General features: G+C 53.8%; 11 protein-coding genes and 1 tRNA gene. 6 read left to right on the top strand and 6 right to left on the bottom strand.

Annotated features, from left to right (window positions below; genetic code table 11):
* Positions 1 to 193 precede the first annotated feature (193 nt).
* The 4 genes from FUA23_RS17165 to FUA23_RS17150 all read right to left on the bottom strand — a co-directional run bounded on the left by FUA23_RS17165 (position 194) and on the right by FUA23_RS17150 (position 3,361).
* A tRNA-Lys gene (locus FUA23_RS17165) sits at positions 194 to 267 on the bottom strand.
* Between the two features lie 155 nt (positions 268 to 422).
* Positions 423 to 1,538 carry a DNA polymerase IV gene (gene dinB, locus FUA23_RS17160; RefSeq protein WP_147931996.1) on the bottom strand — a complete coding sequence of 372 codons (1,116 nt, stop codon included), beginning with the start codon at positions 1,536 to 1,538 and terminating at the stop codon, positions 423 to 425.
* Positions 1,507 to 1,935 carry a hypothetical protein gene (locus FUA23_RS17155; protein WP_147931995.1) on the bottom strand — a complete coding sequence of 143 codons (429 nt, stop codon included), beginning with the start codon at positions 1,933 to 1,935 and terminating at the stop codon, positions 1,507 to 1,509. The genes dinB and FUA23_RS17155 overlap by 32 nt, the downstream gene beginning before the upstream one ends.
* A 325-nt stretch (positions 1,936 to 2,260) precedes the next feature.
* A complete protein-coding gene (locus tag FUA23_RS17150) occupies positions 2,261 to 3,361 on the bottom strand; it encodes a DUF2279 domain-containing protein (protein ID WP_147931994.1) in 1,101 nt (366 codons plus the stop codon).
* Between the two features lie 733 nt (positions 3,362 to 4,094).
* On the opposite strand from FUA23_RS17150, the gene FUA23_RS17145 reads away from it, so the two are divergent.
* The 3 genes from FUA23_RS17145 (at position 4,095) to FUA23_RS17135 (ending at position 10,245) form a co-directional block, all read left to right on the top strand.
* Positions 4,095 to 6,533 (top strand): TonB-dependent receptor, encoded by a 2,439-nt coding sequence (locus FUA23_RS17145; protein WP_147931993.1) that lies wholly within the window; start codon positions 4,095 to 4,097, stop codon positions 6,531 to 6,533.
* 353 nt (positions 6,534 to 6,886) lie between these two features.
* On the top strand, positions 6,887 to 7,627 hold the full coding sequence (locus FUA23_RS17140) for an isoprenyl transferase (protein ID WP_147931999.1): 741 nt from the start codon (positions 6,887 to 6,889) through the stop codon (positions 7,625 to 7,627).
* Positions 7,628 to 7,710: 83 nt separating this feature from the next.
* On the top strand, positions 7,711 to 10,245 hold the full coding sequence (locus FUA23_RS17135; RefSeq protein WP_147931992.1) for a BamA/OMP85 family outer membrane protein: 2,535 nt from the start codon (positions 7,711 to 7,713) through the stop codon (positions 10,243 to 10,245).
* A gap of 461 nt (positions 10,246 to 10,706) precedes the next feature.
* On the opposite strand, the gene FUA23_RS17130 is transcribed toward FUA23_RS17135, so the two are convergent.
* Together FUA23_RS17130 and hppD are read right to left on the bottom strand one after the other, a co-directional pair.
* Positions 10,707 to 13,439 carry a TonB-dependent receptor gene (locus FUA23_RS17130; protein WP_147931991.1) on the bottom strand — a complete coding sequence of 911 codons (2,733 nt, stop codon included), beginning with the start codon at positions 13,437 to 13,439 and terminating at the stop codon, positions 10,707 to 10,709.
* Between the two features lie 511 nt (positions 13,440 to 13,950).
* On the bottom strand, positions 13,951 to 15,078 hold the full coding sequence (gene hppD, locus FUA23_RS17125; protein WP_147931990.1) for a 4-hydroxyphenylpyruvate dioxygenase: 1,128 nt from the start codon (positions 15,076 to 15,078) through the stop codon (positions 13,951 to 13,953).
* A gap of 331 nt (positions 15,079 to 15,409) precedes the next feature.
* On the opposite strand from hppD, the gene FUA23_RS17120 reads away from it, so the two are divergent.
* From FUA23_RS17120 to FUA23_RS17110, 3 genes are all read left to right on the top strand, one after another.
* The gene (locus FUA23_RS17120) at positions 15,410 to 16,393 is read left to right on the top strand and encodes an SAM-dependent methyltransferase (protein ID WP_147931989.1); all 984 of its coding nucleotides are present in this window, start codon (positions 15,410 to 15,412) and stop codon (positions 16,391 to 16,393) included.
* Between the two features lie 164 nt (positions 16,394 to 16,557).
* A complete protein-coding gene (locus tag FUA23_RS17115; RefSeq protein ID WP_246144311.1) occupies positions 16,558 to 17,103 on the top strand; it encodes an RNA polymerase sigma factor in 546 nt (181 codons plus the stop codon).
* The gene (locus FUA23_RS17110) at positions 17,100 to 18,647 is read left to right on the top strand and encodes a hypothetical protein (RefSeq protein ID WP_147931988.1); all 1,548 of its coding nucleotides are present in this window, start codon (positions 17,100 to 17,102) and stop codon (positions 18,645 to 18,647) included. The genes FUA23_RS17115 and FUA23_RS17110 overlap by 4 nt, the downstream gene beginning before the upstream one ends.
* Positions 18,648 to 18,742: the final 95 nt, after the last annotated feature.

Raw genomic sequence — 18,742 nt, 5'->3', positions numbered from 1 at the left:
AGAGCCCCCTGACGTGAGTCAGGGGGCTCTTTCTTTGTGGTTGCCTGGTAAGAAAGCTTTCTGGCTTCCTGAGGGCTCCTGTCGTACCGAAAGGCTTTGTTTGTCACGAAAACCAAAAGGCTGAGTGAAAAACGGACGCAAAAGACATGAAAAAAGCCTCCGACACCGGGTGGTGAAGGAGGCTTGATTTTCGTGATCCCTCTGGGGTTCGAACCCAGGACCCTCTCATTAAAAGTGAGATGCTCTAACCAGCTGAGCTAAAGGATCGACGGTGCTTTTGTTCTAAAGCGACGCAAAGGTAATGCGAGCGAGGTAATATATCCAAGGCTACAACAAAGAAATTTTAGAAAAGGTTTCTTTTTGTTGTTTGCCCGGTTCTTGGAGGCGTGTGGATTTCAGGGTGGATGGCACCTGATGCCTGGTTATTCTTCTTCGAAGGGGAGGAGGAGCTGGTGCCCACCGAGTCCTTCTCGTTCGAGGTTAGAGACGGACAATCCGAGAAGGCGGACGACCGGTACTTCCTCGATGTTTTCGTCGAGAAGCGAATGAGCCGTTTCCCGCAGGGTTGCAAGGCTGCGAATCTCGCCGGCGAAGCTTCGGGAGCGGGTATGGGTTACAAACTCCGGCGACTTCATCTTAAGGGTAACGGTACGGCCGTAGTTGTTTTTCTCCTTGAGGTAACTGAAAACCTTCTCGGAAAGGAAGTTTAGTTTTTCGCGCATAGCATGACGGGTGTCGATGTTTTCGCTGAAGGTTCGTTCGGCCCCGACGCTCTTACGGTTGCGGGTAGGGTTCACGGGGCGGTCGTCGAGAGCGTTGACGATGCTGTAGAGTCGGCGGCCCATCTTTCCGAAGCGGAGGGCTATTTCGAGTTCCGTCAGGGACATCAGGTCGGCGCCGGTCCGGAAGCCCATTTTTTCGAGCCGCGCTGCGGTAACCTTCCCTACGCCGTGAAAGTCTTTTACGGGCAGCGCAGCGAGGAAGGCCGGGGCTTCTTCGCGGGTAATCACTTTCATGCCGTTGGGCTTGTTGATGTCGGAAGCGACTTTAGCCAGGAACTTGTTGAAGCTCACGCCGGCCGAGGCGGTGAGTTGGGTTGTTTCCAGAATTTCGCGGCGGATGGCTTTCGCGATCAGGGTAGCACTGGCTGGCCCCCGTTTAGGGTCGGTAACGTCGAGGTAGGCCTCGTCCAGGCTAAGCGGCTCGACCAGATCGGTATAGGATAGAAAAATTTCTCTGATCTGGTTCGAGACCTTATGGTACTTTTCGAAGTTGCCCTTAACGAAGATCAGCTGGGGGCAAAGCCGCTTTGCCGTAACACTTGGCATTGCCGAGCGGACACCAAAGACCCGGGCTTCGTAGCTGGCGGCGGCTACGACGCCCCTCATTTTGGAGCCGCCTACCGCTACGGGCTTACCGCGCAGTTCGGGGTCGTCCCGCTGCTCCACGCTGGCAAAGAAAGCATCCATGTCGATATGGATGATTTTGCGATCGCCGGTTGTCCCGTTAGTGGGGCGTGTCTTTCGTTTCCATTTCATTCATCAATTCCTCCGTTTCGGCCGTGAGGTCGTCGAGTTTACGTTTGCCCTCGCTGGAGAGTTCACCGCCAGCGTCTTTGAGGGCTTTTTCGAGTTCGTCGCGCCGCTCGGTCAGCTCCGTAATGCGGTCCAGGGCATCCGAGTCCGCCAGTTCTCCGGCGCGGTCTTTCAGGCTTACGTACAGGCCTTCCAGTTTTTCCAGGGCACCGTCGTATTTGCCTTCCTGCAGCTTGGTGCGTTCGCTCTTCAGCAGTTCCCAGGCGTCTTTGCCGAGGTCTTTGGCTTTGCCGACAATTTCGCGGCTCTGGGCCTGCTCCGCTGCGTCGCCGAAGAAGTAGTTGTAACCGAGCAGACCTGCTACTATTACCAGGCCTATTTTAATGATGGTTTTAATCATGGCGTTTGGTTGTTTTTGCTAAGGTAAGGTGTTTGGCGCGCTCGCAGGTGCAAAGAAGGGTAGGGGAAGGCAGGGAGAAAGAATGCAGTTGTTTACCATTAGCTATCGTTGAAGATAGCTTGCTGGCAGGGAAAAGCCCTTCAAGCTCCGGGGGAAAGTTGTGCCAGGCAGGAGGGCTGATACTACAGATTTGTTTTCCCCGGCGTTCCCTGAGAGGACTTCGGTATGAGGAATGCCGAAACGATCCCTTTTCCATCAACCGCTCCCTGCATCCTGCGGCCGCGCCTGTTGATAGCAAGGAGGCGAGGTGCCGCAAAATGTCGGGTCACCACATGATCCAGTGTCCTTTTAACTTACCCTGAGAATACTCCAGTGCGGGAGATGGGAACTTGACGAAGTCCAGAATCCCGAGGGTGAGGCGGACCCAGCGCTTTTTAGTGGGGATGCGACTGAAGTAGATGTCGGGGCTGAGAAACCACTGCCGGTAACGTTCCGGAGCGTACCGGAACCTTTGGCCATTCTCCTGCCAGGTGTTGCCGTAGGCACCGTAAACATTCTCTGCCCCGTAGCCAACGGCTACGTTAAGCCACACGGGGATCTTGCTTTCCGGGAAGAAGGCCTTCGGGTTGGCGCTCACCCAGATCGTCTGGGCGTTGTAATCTTTCAGGTAGCGTTCAAAAACATTGGTACCGAAACGATCTTCCACTACGTAGCCAAGATTGCCTTCCGCTCCGTTGGCGCTGAAAACGGGTACGTCCGGGATAGGGCGCAGGTCGTTGGATACCTTCATAAGGATGCGCTGTTCGTGCCAAACTGCATCCTGGATCGTAAAGAGAAGGCTCCCGCTTACGTTAGCCCCCATATCGGACCAGCTAAAGCCCCAGCCTTCCGAAAAGCCATCCATAATTTCTATAGTACCCTGAAGTAGGTTCGCTACTCCAAAGGCTGCGTAGCGCGCCGCGGGGCGTTTCATGCCGCTCCAGCGCAGCCCGGCAAAAGCATAACGGCTGAACATATAAGCCGTGAAGGCGTGCCCGGCTTTGTCCATCTGGCTCCACTCTGGCCAGTCGTTGAAGCTGCGCAGCCCGGTGCGGCCAAAATCCGCATACCAGGTCTTGTATAAACCAACGCTGGCCGCGCCGTAAAGTGCCGCCCCCGTGCCGGCAGATAGGTAAAACCGCTTTTTATTGAAAGTGGAGTCTGGCTTGAGCCAATTATCCTTAGCAATTCCGGCTAATGGGTCCCGGGCAGTAAAGTCAGCGGGCTGGGCTGATAGGTGAGCCGGAGAACCAAAGAATGAGACACAAAAAAGAAGGATAAGCGCAAAAAATCCGCTTTTAGCGGGGTGGAGAGATTTTTTTTGAAGAAAAAATCCTGTACGCGAGGTTGGTGTTGTTTGGTAAAATGTTGCTTTTTGAACATTCATTTTCGATGTAATTTGCTGTAAATCATTTGATTGTAGTTTTGTGCCGTCTTTTTAAAAGTCCAGAAAACTTTCACTTTGTACGTGTATTCGGTGATTTCTTGCTGCACATTTGTAATGTCGAAGGGAGGAAACGACCGGAAGACATCATTTAAGGCACAAGCGAATTATAATCTCATAGAAACAAGCGAATTACGATCTCACGACCACAAGCGAATTTTGATCTCAGAAATTATCCCATTGAATTATTGATCTCACGACCACTTCAAGCGAATTGTAATCTCAGACATTCTTTAGGCACAAGCGCCGTAATCTCATTGAACATAAAGACACAAGCGAATTTCTTAATCTCAGAAACTTAAAGACACCAGCGGAATCGACCCCGCTAAAAGTTTGGTATGTAGATAGCCTCTCAAAGCTCTTTTTTCGGACCGGTTACCCTTTGGGTGGCCGGTTTCTTTTTGTCATGGCCTCAAGGTACGAATGCAGATTGATTCTCAGGCAGTTTGGTAGGTGTTGGAACAGGCACATTCTCCTTTTGTCGACGCGCATAACACGAGTTCAAACTTTCTGACTCTTCACTTGCTCTCTGTTTTCTCGATTTCGTTCGTATCTTTGCGGCCGAAACCAAGGGGTGCCCACCCGGAGTCCTTCCGGAACGGCTGAGATCAAACCCTTAGATTACTTAATCAGGAACCTGCCCGGGTAATGCCGGGAAGGGAAAAATTTTCTCGCAATGAAGCGATTCTTACTATGCGCCGTGCTGGCGCTGGCGTGCTGCAGTACGCTAATGGCACAAAAATCTATTACCGGTATTGTTGTTACAGAAGGAGGTGAACCGATGGTTGGCCTGTCTGTGCTGTTACGCGGAACTAAAGTGGGCACTACAACAAATTCAGAAGGATCCTTTGGCCTGGAAATACCAAAAGAGAACCTGAACGGTACGTTGGAATTCAATACCGGTTTTACTCCGGCTTACGCTCAGGTCAGTTCGTTTCTGGATGGCCGGCCGTTGACTTTACAGCTGATCGGTAACGACTTGGTAGCAGCTTACTACTTCGATCAGGTTTCCGTAACGGCCACTGCCGCTACGGCCCTCACTCCGGTCACTTATACTGAAGTATCCGCCGCCGAAATCGCCAAAACCAACCTCGGCCAGGACGCACCCTACCTCCTGAAGTGGACGCCCTCGGTGGTCGTCAATTCCGACGCCGGCACGGGCACGGGCTACACCGGCATCTGGATCCGGGGCTCCGACCCGACGCGGACCAACGTAACCATCAACGGTATACCTTATAATGATAGCGAGAGCCAGGGCGTTTTCTGGGTCAACCTGCCCGATTTTTCCAGCTCAGCCGACAACATCCAGATCCAGCGTGGGGTAGGGACGAGTACTAACGGAGCAGGAGCTTTCGGTGCTACGATCGACTTCAGCACCAACCAGATCGGTGAAGAGCCGAAACTGAGCATCGATGGCAGCGTGGGTAGCTTCGGTACTCGCCGTGGCTCGGTCAACTACACTTCCGGGCTGCTAGACAACGGGCTGAAGATCGATGCACGTTACAGCAAAACGCACTCTGATGGCTACGTTGACCGCGCTTCAGCAGACCTAGACGGTTACTACGCAGGGCTTACATACGTGGGCGATGGCGCAGGTGCAGTGTGGCGTTTCAACGCATTCGGTGGCCATGAAGTCACGTACCAGAGCTGGAACGGCGTTACCCAGGAAGAAATCGACGAATTCGGCCGGACCTACAACTCCGTTGGAACCGAGAAAGAAGGCGAACCTTACGACAACGAAGTCGACAACTACCGCCAGAATCACTACCAACTCCACTACAACAACGAGTTCGGCAGCAAGTGGAAACTCGGCATCAGTGGCCACTACACCCGTGGCCTGGGCTACTTTGAGCAGTACAAAGCCGGCGAAGATGTTGCCGACTACGGCATTGACACCGGTGAGGACGGGCCAGAAGAAACTGATCTGATCCGCCGCCGCTGGCTCGACAACCACTTCTACGGTACTGTTTACAGCCTTCGTTACCTGGCAAGCGACAAACTGGACATTACCTTCGGTGGCTCGGCCAACGAATACCAGGGCGGTCACTACGGCGAAGTTATCTGGGCCCGCAACGCCGGAGACTCCGAAATCCGCGATCGCTACTACGACAACGACGCTACCAAGCGCGACTTCAGCAATTATCTCCGCTCCAATTACAAGTTTACCGGAGCACTGAGCGCTTACCTTGATCTTCAACTGCGCTATGTCGACTACGAGTTCCTTGGCTTCGCCAACGACCTGAGCCGGATCGACGAGACGGCCACGCATACCTTCTTCAACCCGAAGGCGGGCTTATTGTACGAACTGCCCTCCGGCGGGCAGGCCTACGCCAGCTTCGGCGTTGCACAACGCGAGCCTAACCGCAACGACTTTACTGAAAACCCACTCAGCACCCGCCCCCGGGCCGAAAAATTATACAATACCGAGTTGGGCATCCGCCGTCAGCACGGCGATTTCAACTATGGGGCAAACGTGTACCATATGGCCTACAAAGACCAGTTAGTACTCACCGGAGAACTGAACGATGTTGGTGAGTATACCCGCGCCAACGTACCGAACAGTTACCGTCTTGGTCTGGAACTGCAGGCGGGTTACCGTGTTTCCGATAAGTTTCAGGTGGGAGGTAACCTTGCCCTGAGTCGTAACCGGATCAAGTCTTTTACCGAATTTTTGGACAGCTACGACGAAAACTTCGGCTGGCTGGGTCAGGATGAAGTGTTGCGCGAAGACACGCCGCTGGCCTTCAGCCCGAGTGTGGTAGGAGCGCTGGACCTCAACTACCGCGTTGTGAATGAAGGAGCCCACCTCGTTGAAGCCGGTTTACAGACTAAGTATGTTGGTGAGCGCTTCGTGGACAACTCCGGTACTGAAGGAGCTGCCTTGGATGCTTACTACTACAGCGATCTGCGCCTGGCTTACACCTTGCGCCCGCAGGGAGACTCCCGCCTGGGCGCATTGCGGTTTACGCTGTTGGTCCGCAACGTCACCGATCAGTTGTACGTCTCCAACGGGTGGAGTTACCGTTACAACTTTGCCGGCTCAGAGACCGTGCTTAAAGGAATGTACCCTCAGGCAGGAAGAAACGTTTTGGTTGGGCTTGGCCTTGACTTTTAACTGAGTTGCTGTCAATTCATCAGGTTGGTGAATTGGCAGCTGCTGTCTCCGCTTACTTCGCTCCGCTTGTTCGCCTTACGTATTCTCTTTTCCTTTGGAGAGGAGAGCGTGACGAACGAGCGGAGCGAAGTGCTTTAATACCCATACCTGTCCGGTTCACGGACCGCATTTTAATAGTATTATCCTGATTCACGGCCGGGGTAACCGAAAGGCCAACCCAGGTTGAAGGACACAACTAAAAACGCGCAGCGTTTCCAGGAGCCCTTCTTCCCCAGAGGGGAGGGAGGGGTTTCTTACTTCAGTGACTCACTAACTCACCGACTCAGTTCGTATCTTTGCGCCCTTAAATGGATATGGAACTCAAAAACCAAATCGATAAAACCCGTCTCCCGCGCCACATCGGCGTGATCATGGACGGCAACGGCCGCTGGGCAACTGAGCAGGGCAAACCCCGTGTATTCGGCCATCATTCGGCTGTTGAAGCAGTACGTGCTACGGTAGAGGGCTGCGCCGAGTTGGGTGTGGAGTGCCTGTCTCTCTACGCCTTCAGTACAGAGAACTGGAGCCGTCCGGAAATGGAAGTAGGTGCTTTGATGCAACTGCTTGTAGATACGATCGGCTCCGAGATGGACACCTTGCTGAAGAACAACATTCGTCTGCGGGCGGTAGGAGATGTGTCCGGTTTGCCGGAGGCAACCCGCGATGCCCTCAAGTTCGGCATCGCCAATACCGCTCAGAATAAGGGGATGGAACTGATCCTCGCACTCAATTACAGCGGGAAATGGGACCTGACCAACGCAATGCGCCGCATTGCCGGCGAGGTGGCGGCCAACCGCCTGGATCCATCGGCGATCGATGAAGCACTGATCGATCAGCAACTGTCTACCAGAGAGTTTCCCGATACGGAGCTCATCATTCGTACCAGTGGCGAGCACCGCCTGAGTAACTTTTTCCTCTGGCAGGCTGCTTACGCAGAGTTTTACTTCAGCCCGGTCTTCTGGCCTGAGTTCCGGAAGCCTGATTTGTATGCAGCGATCCATGATTTCCAGCAGAGAGAGCGCCGTTTTGGTAAAACAAGTGAACAACTCTCCTGATCCCGACCAACCACCTTAACCCCCACATTGTCTTTTACCCCGGGAGCCCTGTCCTGTTTTACTGCTCCAAACCTTCCATTAGAATGAAATTAAGCGTTTACTTATCCTTCCTGCTCTGTTTGTTCACGGTCGCTTCGGCAACCGCCCAGACAGATTCCCTGAACCTGCCGGTTTACGATTACTCTGATCCGCAGGAGTATGAGATCGGCGCAATCTCCGTTGAGGGAGCCTTTTTTGCCGAGCAGAACGCGATCATCGGCGTTACCGGGCTGAGTGTTGGAGATAAGATCCGCGTTCCCGGCCCTGATATTCCGCGGGCCATTAAGAACCTCTGGCGGCTTCGTCTTTTTACGGATGTTGCCATCGAGCAGGAAAAAGTGATTGGAGACGTAATCTTCCTGCGCCTGAGGGTCGAGGAGCGTCCCCGTTTCCTGCGCCACAGCTACAAAGGAGTGAAGCAGGGTAAGCACGAAGACCTCAACGAGGTAATCAATGGCTACATCGTCCGCGGTGGTATCGTGACCGAAGACGCAAAGGTGAACGCAGCAGAAGGCGTCCGGGAATACTTCGTGGAAAAAGGTTTCCTTGATGCCACCGTACAGGTAGAGGAGATCGTGGATACTTCGCGTGCCAACTCTGTTCGCCTCGTTTTCGACGTCGATAAGAAAGAGCGGGTTAAAATCAAAAAAATTAATTTCGTTGGTGCGGAAGCCGTAAAGGGAAAGAAACTGCGCAAGCGGATGAAGGAAACGAGCCAGAAAGGGCGTTTCCTGAAGAGTTCCAAGTTTCGGCCTGAACTATATGAAGACGATAAAGACGCGGTCATCGCCTACTACAACACCCTCGGCTACCGCGATGCACGCGTACTGAGCGACAGTATGTACCGTGACGAGAACGGTGACCTGGTGATCGATATCAACATGCACGAAGGGAATCAGTACTATTTCCGCAACATCACCTGGAAGGGCAACTCTATTTACGACGAAGAAACCCTGAGTCAGGTACTCGGTATCGAAAAAGGAGATGTATTCAACGAGGAAGAACTCCAGAGCCGGCTTTCTTTCAGCCAGGACAACGCGGATGTTTCCTCGTTATACATGGACAACGGTTACCTGTTCTTTAGTGTAGACCCGATTGAGGTCGCCATCGAGGGCGACTCCATCGACCTCGAAATGCGGATATTCGAAGGCCCGCAGGCTACCATCGATAAGGTGGTGATCAACGGTAACGACCGGACGCACGAGCACGTGATCCGCCGTGAGGTCTTCACCCGCCCGGGGCAGAAATTCTCCCGTTCGGATATCATTCGCTCGCAGCGGCAGATCATCGGCCTGGGCTACTTTAACCAGGAAACCCTCGGCATTGATACCCCGGTCAACCCCGACCGGGGTACGGTAGATATCATCTACACCGTAGAAGAGAAGCCATCCGATCAGCTGGAACTCAGCGCAGGGTGGGGTGGCCAGAGTGGTGTGATTGGTACACTTGGTGTAACCTTCAACAACTTCTCGCTGCGCAACCTTTTCAATAAGGAAGCATGGCACCCACTTCCGCAGGGAGATGGTCAGCGTCTGAGCCTCCGCGCCCAAACCAACGGCCGCTTCTACCAGAGCTACAACGCAAGCCTTACCGAGCCGTGGCTTGGTGGCAAGCGCCCGACATCCCTCACCGTCTCTGCTTTCTATAACAAGTACGACCTCGGTACGGAGGCACTGCCCCGCAAGCTCATCATCCAGCAGGGCTCCGTCAGTTTCGGAACCCGTCTCCGCTGGCCAGATGATAACTTTGTCTTCCGCAGTGGTATCAACCTGCAGACGCTTTCTCTGGACAACTGGAGTAACCTCTTCATCACCGATTCCGGAGAGACCGTTGGTAACGGTAACTTCAACAACTTCAGCTTCCAGTTTACACTGGCCCGCTCTACGGCTACCGACCCGATCTTCCCCAAGCAGGGATCAAACATCGAGCTTACCGTGAAGCTGACACCACCTTACCGTAACCTCGGGCTGCGCAGTGATGACCCCGAAGACCTGGCTGATGTGGAAGAGCGCTTCCGCTATCTGGAGTACCACAAGTGGCGCCTGAACGCCGACTGGTACACTCCGTTGGTGGGTAAGTTCGTACTTAAAACTCAGGCTAAGATCGGTTTCCTTGGTGCTTACGATGACGCAGTGGGTGTTGCCCCATTCGAACGTTTCCAGCTTGGTGGCGATGGTATCAACAACCAGCAGTTTAGCTTTGCCGGGGTAGACATCGTTTCCCTCCGTGGTTACGAGATCGAAGAACTGGAGAACAACATCAACCCGCTTACGGGAGCCAACGGTGCTACACCGATCTTCAGCAAGTACACCATGGAGCTGCGCTACCCGCTCAGCCTCAACCCATCGAGTACCATCTTCGTACTTGCCTTTGCCCAGGCCGGTAACGCCTGGCGGAACGGACGCGATTTCAACCCGTTTGACCTCAAGCGCTCCGCCGGATTCGGTGCCCGTGTATTCCTGCCGATGTTCGGTACTCTCGGTTTCGACTGGGGCGTAGGTTTCGATAAAGATGCAGAGACCTCCGAAAACGGAAACCTCAGTACTTTCAATATTATCCTCGGCTTCGAGCCGGAGTAAATAATCAACAATACTGGTTGATCAAAATCGGGCAATGGGCTCATCCGAAATGTTCGGGTGGGCCCATTGCTTTGGATGGTTCGTCTTTTGCCGGGATTCGGGGCGCACACGCAGGTGCAAGGCAAGTTGTAGGTGCAAGTCGACGCACCGTTTCGGGTATTTATCACTTGTTACTCTCGGCGTTAGCAGCATTGATAAGCTTTGGCAATATTGGCTTCACCTGCGTCTTCCTGCCTTGCCATTTCCGATGGCAACGACACGCTGATTTTTCCAAACCACTTCATTTCAGGTGGTTTTCGAAATCATCCCGGAACGGATTCAATAGAAAGAGTATGCAATGGTTATTCGCTGCAGACGACGTACCGAACCAGCGCTGCACCTGCGGCCGCGCCTCATGAAAAAGCCCCCACCAACAAATTTGTCGGTGGGGGCTAATGCTAGTGGACCAGCCAGCAAGTGTACTAGAAACGAACGTTCAGCGCTGCGCTGAACATAGTGCCAAGCTGGCTGAAGTGATAACCATCATAAGTCATTTGCGAGTAACGCTGGTTGAACGTGATGAGGTTAGACTGATTCATCAGGAACTCGCTATCTTCGAGGCGGCTGTCGCCGTCGATTTCAGACATGAACTCCCATTCGGGCAGTACGTTGAGCAAATTGTTGATATTAAAGGAGAGAGTTGTCTTCTCCGAAATGCCATAATTGAGCGCCAGGTCGGTAACGACCTTAGTGCTGAACTCGGTGAAAATGCCGGCGTCGAGGCCCTGCTGGTAGAAAGTAGTGGGGCCGAATACGGTGTTGTTCAATGAAACTCCGAGTTTGCCGAAATCTGTTCCGAGGCCAAGGATTACTTTGAACTCAGGGCGGGACGTGAAGAAGAGTGCTTCCTGCGTCTGGTTAGCAACCGACTGGCCGGCACTGGCTACGATATCGGGGTTTTTAACGTCACCATCACGTTCGTTCTGGAGCGTGTAGTTGCCGGAGAGGTTTACGTTGAGTGCATTCTCCCCGATGTTCAGGCCACGGTAGTTGGCAACAAAGTCGATGCCCGACGTACGGGTGTCGAGACCATTTACGAAGAAACTGAGGTCAGACAAGTTGTTGTCGGCCAGGATTCCGTCGAGTTCCGTTCCGCCGCCATCGGTACCTCCAATCTCGGTAGAAAGGATGATCCGGTCTTCCACCTTGATGTTGTAGTAGTCGATGGTGATGCTGAGGTCGTCGGATGGCCGCAGGCCCAGCCCCAGTGTGAAGTTGGTGGATTTCTCGGGGTCGAGTGAAGGGAGCCCGAGAAGGCGGGCTTCCCGGCTTACGTTGTTGACGAGGCCGCCAACCTGAATGCCCTGGCCGGGAACAAAGCTGTACTGAGCCTTCTGGGTGAAAATCTGGTGCAGGGTAGGGGCCTTGAAGCCGGTAGAAAAGGAGGCGCGGAGTGTGATCTTATCGTCGTTGAATTTATAACGTGAGCTCACTTTGTACACAAAAGCATTACCGAAGTCGGAGTAGTTCTCAAGGCGAACGGTCGCGTTTACGAGAAAGTCGTCGGTAAAGTCGAACGCTGCATCGGCATAGCCACCAAAGTTGTAGCGGTTGAACTTACCGGAGTTGCGGGGGTCGTTGCCAGCGAAAGAGTCGGCTCCGCCGTCTTCGTAGCTGGCGAGTTCTCCCTCAATGATGGTGAAATTCTCGTTTCTGAACTCGGAACCAAACGCAATGCCTACTTTATCGGACAGGCGGCGGGTAATGTCGATGTTTCCGACAGTATGGGTGAAACGGGTGCCACCGGGATCAAAGGTAATCGGGCTGTTCTCACGGTACTTAAAGGTTCCGTCGGGGTTCAGGGTATTGTTGCGGTTATGCGAGTTGTTGACTTTGTAGGTCTGTTGGTTGCCTCCAACGGTGAAGCTGAGGTCGGCAATCCAGCCGTCTTTTTTAGTTCTGAAGCCCAGGGTACCGTTGTAGTCGTTCAGCAGGCCTTCGAAGGTAGGAACATAGCCGATGTATTCACCGTTAGGTCCGTCGGGGAAGAAATCCGCCAGGTAAGGAAAGTCCTCTTCGGTACGCCAGTAAGGGGTACGGTAGTTAGCAAAGGAATTGACCCGCTTGTAGATGTAAGCAGCGTCGCCGTAAATTTCGGTATTGTCGGTAAGGTTGTTGCCGAAGTTGACCGCAATTTTAGACGCCGTTGTTTCTGGCGAACCGTTGATGTTCCGGGCGTCGGGGTAGGCGGAGAGAAATTCCTGCACGTCGGAGAGTTCTGCGCCGAAGTCACCTGCTTCTCCCGCAGCGTCTACGGTACCCGGGCGGTTAGCGAGGTTCGTTTTGCTGAGGTCGAGGGTGTAGTTGATGAATCCGTCGCGTCCCAGGCTGGAGCCGTTGTTGAGGGCAATACCATACATCTCTCCGTCGCCTTCGCTGGTGATACCGGTACGCAGGGTGAAAGAGCCTGCGTCGTCATCATCCTTAAGAATAATGTTCATTACCCCCGCAATGGCGTCGGAGCCGTACTGAGCTGATGCTCCGTCGCGCAGGATTTCGATGCGCTTGATGGCGTCGACCGGAATGCCGGATATGTCGGCACCGGTTTCACCCCGCCCGGGAGAAGTCTGAGTGTAGAGCAGTGCACTGAGGTTTTTACGTTTACCATTGATGAGGACGAGCGTACGGCTCGGGCCCATGTTCCGGATTTCGTAGGGGTCGAGGAGCGAGGTCGCATCGTTTACCGGTGTCTGTACCGTATTGAAGGAAGGTACACGGTACTGCAGAGCCTTATCGAAAGTGGCCTGCCCGGTTGAAATAAGATCCTTGGCGCGGAAAACATCGACGGGTAGGGGTGAAGTCGTATTTGAACGGGGCGCAGTACGGGAACCTACGATGACGAGCTCTTCAAGGTTGGTCGCTCCGCTCTCCAGATTAACGTTCAGGGTCGCGTTTTCGCCGGCAGCGAGGGTGACTTCACGGGTTTCGGAGTCGTAGCCGATGTAGCTGATCGTGATGGTGTACGTACCTGCCGTCTTGAGGGCAAGAGAGTACTTGCCGTCGACATCGGTTACGGTTCCCGTAGAACCAGCGGAAATCGTGGCGCCAATTACCGGCTCATCGCCGTCGGTGACCATCCCCGAAATAGTTTGGGCTCCCAGCAAGGCGGGAAGCACCAATAAGGAAAAGAAGAATAGAAAATTGAATGATTTCATATACTAAGTTAGTTGATTACTGCTGCCCGGATCAGCGAAGACAATAGAACTTATGACTGTTCGTGGAGAGAACTCCAGACAGCTGCCATGACTTCCGGGAAGAAATGGTATTTAAATCTTATTCAGAAAAATCAGAGAAGGAAGGGGCCTCCGTTGCTTTTGATACTTGTAACAGGAAAAGTTTATAATTGGACGGAAATCCGGATGTGAAACTCGACTCCGATTGTGGCTTGTTACCCGAAAGATACCTTACTGTTACTCAATATATCAAATTTTATATATTTTTTTGTTTGTGTGCGTGCCTGTTTGTGCGAATTTTCGCTTGAGGGTGCGCCTTGGTGCAAAAGGTAAGTTGTGTATTTTGTGGTGGATTGAATTAAAATTTAAGGGGCTGAATTAACCGGGCGTTCGTTGTTGTCTCTCCACAAAAAAACGCCCGCCAGAGCAAGTGCTCTGGCGGGCGGCAGATCAACCCGATAGGTTGAATTTAAAAGATCAGACGCAAGAAGACCTACAGCGTTCCACGGAGTTCCTGTTCCCGCTCGATGGCTTCGAAGAGTGCTTTGAAGTTACCCTTGCCGAAACTGGTAGCTCCTTTGCGCTGAATGATTTCGAAGAAAACAGTCGGACGGGGCTGAACGGGCTTGGTGAAAATCTGGAGAAGATATCCCTCATCGTCACGGTCAACGAGAATTCCGAGCTCGCGCAGCGGGCTGATGTCTTCGTCGATGTCGCCTACACGTTCGAGCAGGGTGTCGTAGTAGCTGTCCGGAACGCGGAGGAACTCCATGCCGCGGGCGCGCAGCGCGCGGACGGTGCCGATCACATCGTCGGTAGCAACGGCGATGTGCTGAATGCCGGGGCCTTTGTGGAAGTCGAGGTATTCCTCGATCTGGCTTTTCTTCAGGCCGGGAGCAGGCTCGTTGATGGGGAATTTGACGCGGCCGTTGCCGTTGCTCATCACCTTACTCATCAGAGCGGTGTACTTGGTAGAGATGTCTTTGTCGTCGAAACTGATGAGCTGCTTGAAGTCCATCACATCGGCGTACCAGTTTACCCACTTGTTCATTTCACCCAGGGCAACGTTACTTACCATGTGGTCGATGAACTTCAGCCCGATTTCCTCGGGGCGGTATTCGGGGTTCCATGCCTCGAAACCGGGCAGGAAGGCTCCGTTGTAGTTTTTGCGCTCCACGAATTCGTGAATGGTATTACCGAAGGTTTGGATTTGGGCACGAATGCAGGTGCCGTGCTCGTCTTCAGAAACAGTGGGAGGAGAGACACTCTCGGCTCCCCGGCTAAGGGCCGTCTCGTAGGCAACCGCAGCATCTTCTACCCAAAGGGCAACGCAGCGGACGGTGTCGCCGTGCAGATCGTGCAAACGGCCAATCTCAGTGCCGTTGGTCAGTGGGCTGGTGAGTACCAGGCGGATTTTATCCTGAACCACAACGTAGCTCTCACGGTCTTTGAGGCCGGTACTCAGACCGGCGTAAGCCAACGGCTGAAAGCCCATGCAAGACTGGTAGAAGTGAGCTGCCTGACGGGAGTTGCCCACGTAGAGCTCTACGTAGTCGGTGCCAAGAAGCGGGAAGGAATCTGTAGTGGTAAATGGCGCACTGGCCGGGGCGGCGGAAGTCATTGTTCTAAATTTAGTTGTCAATGCAATGATTGCAGATGCAAAGATAGGGCTTCCTCGCTTCAGAAACAACGCCGGACGGATTGATTTGCCGGAAAAATTAATCGTTCGGTCCGTAACGCTCAGCAGCGGGGCTGCTCCCCAAAAAACAGACCCTGCACCGGCGGCCCCGCAAAAAATGGAAGTGGGAAGTGAAAATAGCTAACCACTTCACTCTTCCCTGACCTACCTTCACCAAAACAGCACAATTTGTCGTTGTCCCTCATGCATTATGATATGCACGATTGCACCTTGTGATGTACGCGTAGATTGTTACCACTTAGAAAATAAATTAATGCCCCACTCCAAAGACCTGGCGCACATCCTTGACGTGCTGCTGGACGGTGGCACGGAAGAAGAGCTCCTCTCCGAAACCCTTGACCTCTATCAGGATATTTTGCTCTCCGTATCCGGCATCGACCTGGGCGGAGAAGCGGAGTTGGGGTGTTTACACACCGGAGCCGGCGTCGCTATTGGTACTACCTGGGCGGCATTGTGCATCGATGACCTTCTGCGAACCAAGCGCTTCGTGACCGGGCTTTTTCATGCGGTCAGAGCAAAAGCTGAGCGTCGTGCGGGCCCCGTCCATATTCTTTACGCCGGTACCGGGCCGTGGGCGACACTGGCCCTTCCGCTTACGAGTCGTTTCAGCCCCGATGAACTCCGCCTGACGCTGATCGAGATCAACGACAGAAGCTATAACGGTGTGCAAAGAACCATCCGTAACCTCGGATTGGAGGCCTACGTGGAAGAGTACATTCAAACGGATGCCGCTACCCACGTGATTGCAGGTAAACTCCCGGTCGATGTGATGCTTTCTGAAACGATGCAGTACTGCCTCATCGATGAAATGCAGGTGCCCATCGTGTTGAACCTGATGGCGCAGCTGCCAGAAGACGCCATCATGATTCCGGAGCGGGTGACTCTCCATCTCGGGGTCCTGAATGATGATCCGGCCCAGTTGGTGAACCGCAGCCTCGGCAGCATATTTACCCTCGACCGGGAAAGCCTGAAAGCATATGCCCCTAAGGCCGGAACGCTTGACTTTCCCACCTTCCGGCAGTTGATTCCTGCGCTTGGAACAGACGCCTATGGCCCCCTCGCCATCCTGACTACAATTGACGTTTTCGGCCCGCACGGTCTTACCCACTACGAAAGCGGCCTCACTCAGCCCCAGATCATCGGCGATTATCCCGATGCCCAAAATCCCCTCTCGGCTATCGACTTTACCTACCACTTAAAGCCCTCTCCGCTACTGGGGATGCTCTTCCATACATAACCGGCAGGCAGGGGTGTGGCCAGGGCGTGGCCTCCGGATATTATCCGTTGGCTTCCGTTCGCAGGCCGTGGGTAATTTCGGCTCACCTGCGCAATTTGTATCTTCGCAGGCAACGAATCCCAAACTACTGGTATCTACCCTCTACAAACCGGTAATACCACCTGATGCTAAGCATGAAAGAGAAGGACCTGATTGAAGGCGCCCTGCGGGGTGAAGAGGCTGCCAGCCGCGCCCTCTTTGAGCGCTATGCTCCCATGTTGATGGGCGTGTGTCAGCGTTATTGCCGCACGCAGGCGGAAGCTGAAGACGCTCTTCAGGATGCTTTCATACGCTTGTTCGAAAAACTGCCTAAGTATGGTTTTCAGGGGTCGTTTGCCGGTTGGGCCAGGCGCCTTACCGTTAACGTTGCGCTGAAAACTTACCAGCGCAAACGCTTTCAGCTGGAGCAGTCCGGGCTCGAAAATATCCCCGAGAAGGGTGGGGCACCTGCTGCCTACGCCGAGTTGGGAGAGAAAGAACTGCTGGCAATGGTACAGGCTCTGCCGGATGGCTACCGCATTGTTTTCAACCTCTACGCCATCGAGGGGTACAGCCACAAAGAAATTGCCGAGCAACTCGGCATCCAGGAAGCGAGCTCGCGCTCCCAGTTACTCAAGGCGCGCAAAGTATTACAGCGCCAGATTGAAATCCGTCAACGCATCGCAATATGAACCCGATCGACGACATGTTTCGCGACGGCCTCGGCGGTCGTAAAGGGGAAGTTCCCGCAGATATGTGGTCGCGCGTAAGCGCGGGCAAAGCCCCCTTCACGCCCCAGGGCGAAGGCGTCGATCAATATTTTTCCGACGCACTGAAAGATCGCGCAGGAGATGTACCCTCCGATATGTGGAGCCGGATTGCTGCCAGCGGAGTACCCGCTGCCGCCAGCCTTGACCAGGTTTTTGCCGACGGCTTAAAGGACCGGACGGCCGACGTGCCTGCCGGAATGTGGGACCGAATCTGGAAAGCCCGTACCGCGGCTCCTTACTTCACGCCCCGCCGCATTTTTACTGCCGTTGCAGCCATTTTACTATTGCTCAGCCTGGGCTGGTGGTTCGTGTCTGGAAACACAGGAGATCCGGGCCTCGCCCCGGCAAAATCCGAAAAGGTCATCGTTGCTGCCGCTGAACCAACGTCTGCCGATAAGCATACGGGCTCGGCAGCAGGTGCAAAATCGGTTGACGAAGCAACGCCCGACAACGCCTTCTCCGGTACCGCAGCGGGCTCCGGCCTAACGGAAACTCCTTCTGCTGCCCCGGTGAGCACCGAAGCGATTGCTCCTCAGCAATCCTCGTTTTCTGCCGAAACAGTTCCTCCCGCCACCGACGATAATACAAAAGTACCTGGCCAATCTGCTGCGACAGGCATTGAGGCCTCTTTCTCGACTGGTGCCGGTAACGAACGTTCTGACAAGGCAACGAACACCCCTCAGCCTTCCGACTTCACACGTCCTGTGTTGGCGGCCGTACCTGCCATTGAAACAAACCGTGCTATCCCGTCGCTGATTGCCCCCACCGCTGAGTTGGAGGTTAAGAAAAATTACCGTCCTAAGGCCCCCGCCACCAATAGTTTCCGGGCAGCTACCCGTCACCGACTGCAGGCCGAACTGCTGTTCGGTGCATTCTACGCCAACCAACAGTTTTCGGCGGAGACCGAAGATGAACGCGCGCTGCGCAACATCCGCGAAGTCCGGGAGAATCCGGGGCTGAGCTACCAGGTCTCGCTGCGGGGAGCATACAAGCTGAACGAAAGACTGGTGCTGCGCAGCGGTATTACGTATTCCGAGATCCGGAACACGTTCGATTACGAACGGCTGGTAAACGGTACCCCAACGCTTCTGCGCTCCAACAATCAAATCCGTCAGCTGGAAGTCCCCGTATTGCTTGGTTTCCAAATTCCGGGTCGCCGGCTCAATGTTACCCTCAACGCCGGCGCGTTGGTTAACCTGACCACAAGTGTCCAGGGACGTTTCCTTGGCATTGATGCCGTAGAGCCACGTGATCTGGCTACGGAAGGGGAGTACCGTAAGAATGTAGGACTTGGCTTTATGACCTCTCTATCCACCAATTACATTATTGGTAAGAAGCAGCCGTTTGTTCTGATCGTGGAGCCTTTCTTCAAGGCGTACCCCGGTTCGTACACTACAAAAGAGGCTCCGTTGAAGGAAACCTATTGGTCAGCGGGTTTACAGTTAGGGATTCGGAAAAGTTTCTAAACACCGGTTATTCCGTTTGTTGTAGTCCGCCTGGGCCTGTTCTTTATTCAGGTGCTCTGCTCCTTTTGGTGTTTGCCGTTACTGGTCCTTCTTCT

Origin of the sequence: Neolewinella aurantiaca (assembly GCF_008014675.1) — a bacterium.
Lineage (GTDB): Bacteria > Bacteroidota > Bacteroidia > Chitinophagales > Saprospiraceae > Neolewinella > Neolewinella aurantiaca.
Note: the sequence above shows the minus strand (reverse complement) of the source record. Positions and strands in the feature narration are given on the sequence as shown.